Below are 2,537 nucleotides of genomic sequence, written 5' to 3' on the forward strand. Positions count from 1 at the left end.
CTGCTTTGCACGATGAACACCGACAACGACAGAATCCTGCAAACAGCCCATGCGGCACTGGCACTGGGAATCAGCCTCGTTCCTATTCGCGGTGATGGGAGTAAATGACCTGCTATCGCCTGGAAGCCCTTCAAGGAGAAGCATCTATGTATCTACAGCTTCTGGCGGCGCTGCTCTTGATACCAGCCTTCCTCGTTGTCCTGGGCATGGGGGTGCTGGTACTCTTTGAGCATCTGAGGCGCTCCAGCCATAACGTTGGCCTGCTCGACCTCGTAATCCGTGACCAGCGTTGCCAGCGAAGAAGGAGGAGGTAAGCGCGAGATCGCCATGCAGTATTCGCCCGCCTCTCGCTCTGCTGATGTCTCGCCTGTCCTGCAGACGGCCCTGGCGGCATTGGAGGCTGGCATCAGCGTCGTCCCGATCTGTCATGATGGCACCAAGCGGCCAGCACTCTCCAGTTGGAAACGCTGGCAAACGTTGCGACCGACGGCGGCTGAGGTGAAAGCCTGGTTTCAGCGCGATCCCCGCCGAGGTCTGGCGCTGGTCACCGGGCGGATCAGCGGCAGCCTCATTGCCATCGATTTCGATGATGAGGCTACCTTTCTTGCCTGGCGACAGAGCATCCAGGGCGATCGTACGCTCAATGAGCTCTATGAAGAGATAGCTCACGGCTATGAGGAACGCACGCCCAGTGGGGGGAGGCATCTTCTCTTTCGCTGCCCAGGGGGAACGGATTCGAGAAGCCAGCCGCTCGCGGTCAGGCAGAGGCCCCGGCGTCAGGTTCTCATCGAGACCAAGGAGGAAGGAGGCATCATCATTGTCGACCCTTCCCGAGGCGGCGTTCACCCTTCGGGACGCCCCTATCTCCGGCTGTGTGGCAGCGTCTCCTCCATTTGCCAGCTTGCGCCAACCGACCGTGAGCTACTCTACACCTCTCTTCGGGCATTCGACGAGCCGCCTCCCCGCGCTACCTGTTCCTCTCTTCCGCCTTGCTCCTCGCCGGCTCCGTTCCGATCCCTGGCTTCCCGTGATCTCGGCTCTCGCCCGGGCGACCTCTTTAATCGCGACCCGCAGGTCACCTGGGAAAGCATTCTGCTCCCCAAAGGATGGGAGCTGGTGCGCATCGCGCAAGGAGAAGGCTACTGGCGCCATCCAGGGAAAGTCGGGGCCAAGCACTCTGCCACGACGAACTATGGGGGGCATGACTTTCTTTACGTGTTTACTCCCTCGACAGTGTTCCAGCCGCAGCGTGCCTATAGCAAATTCGAGGCCTATGCCCTGCTGTATCACGGTGGAGATTTCCGGGCCGCAGCGAAGGCGCTGAAGCAGCGCTACCGCTCAGGGCAGCCAAAGGTTTGAAAGGACTGCAACCGTCATCATGGTTTCAGCCACTCTCGTCCCCGCTCCTGCTGCTGGCTCCCAGTGTACTGTGCGTACCAGGCAGCTCAGCTGCGAGTGCTTCCGTCGGGAAGTGGAACTTGATCTCATGCCTGCTGTCGAGGTGATCGAGCGAATCGTGCCCCCTGTGTTCGACTAACAGTCCCGTGCCCTCCTCTACCTCTCGTGTGCGCTCCCTGAGCCAGCCTATGGGACAGGACCACAGGTTGAGCGCTCTGTGCAGGCTGGAGCAGACGAGATGCAGAGACTGGTGCTGGCCTCACGGGCCAGGGCTTTTCTGCTCTTTCACAGCCGACGCATGCTGGATGAGGTCTATAGCCGCCTTGCACTCACTCTTCCCTTCCCTCTGCTCCGTCAGGGGGATCACCCCCATCGTGAGCTGTTGCGGCGATTTCGAACCGAGCCTGCAGTCCTCTTGGGCCTGAAGAGCTTCTGGGAGGGCGTGGACATCGCTGGTGACGCGCTCTCACTGGTGGTGATTGACCGGCTTTCCTTCGCCATGCCTGATGATCCTCTGCATGAGGCCCGTGTCACCGCTATGAGGGCCAGGGGAGAGGACTGGTTTGGCGACTTTGTCCTGCCGCAGGTAGTGCTTCAACTGAGGCAGGGGATCGAACGCCTGTTGCGTACCAGCCAGGACCGGAGAGTGATAGCGATCCTGGATACTAGGGTGCTCATCCGAGGCTACGGGCGCAGGATCGTCGATGCCTTGCCCCCGGCCAGACGCACGGCGCAATTTGAGGAGGTCGTGCGCTTCTTTGCCCCGCAGGAAGAGATCCTCGTCCCACCAGCAGTGCCCTGCTTTCCCGGAGAAGACAGGTTGTGGCTGTCGCGACCATCCCGAGGCTCTTCGCTACCACACCGTTATTAGCTTCTTTTGCCGCTTCACTAAGGAGGAATCCCATGAGTAACGATGAAAGAGATGTCATTCTCATCACGATTGGCCTCACTGGCCAGGTGAGCGCGACCTGCCGGGCCAGTCCTGGCTCGAGGCAGGAGAGGCAGAACCGTCGGGGGGATCAGGGCAGCCGGGGAAGGTCGCCATCACCATCACCGCGGCAGAGTTTGGAGAGACCAGCAGCTCCCTCAATGCCTGGATCGAGGCGAGAGGGCCAGCGTTCCCTGCGACCACCGAAATC

General features: G+C 60.7%; 3 protein-coding genes. 2 read left to right on the forward strand and 1 reads right to left on the reverse strand.

Going from position 1 to position 2,537, the window contains the following annotated elements; genetic code table 11:
* Nucleotides 1-152 precede the first annotated feature (152 nt).
* Entirely contained in the window at nucleotides 153-329 is a 177-nt protein-coding gene (locus A4R35_RS24025) for a hypothetical protein (RefSeq protein ID WP_189361139.1), read from the reverse strand.
* Between A4R35_RS24025 and A4R35_RS00005 the strand changes: the two genes are divergently transcribed.
* Nucleotides 328-1,359, forward strand: coding sequence for a bifunctional DNA primase/polymerase (locus A4R35_RS00005; protein WP_112425333.1), 1,032 nt, complete (start codon nucleotides 328-330; stop codon nucleotides 1,357-1,359). The genes A4R35_RS24025 and A4R35_RS00005 overlap by 2 nt on opposite strands.
* A gap of 277 nt (nucleotides 1,360-1,636) precedes the next feature.
* Complete coding sequence (locus A4R35_RS00010; protein ID WP_112425335.1) at nucleotides 1,637-2,269, forward strand: ATP-dependent DNA helicase; 633 nt, start codon at nucleotides 1,637-1,639, stop codon at nucleotides 2,267-2,269.
* Nucleotides 2,270-2,537: the final 268 nt, after the last annotated feature.

Origin of the sequence: Thermogemmatispora tikiterensis (assembly GCF_003268475.1) — a bacterium.
Taxonomy (GTDB): Bacteria; Chloroflexota; Ktedonobacteria; order Ktedonobacterales; family Ktedonobacteraceae; genus Thermogemmatispora; species Thermogemmatispora tikiterensis.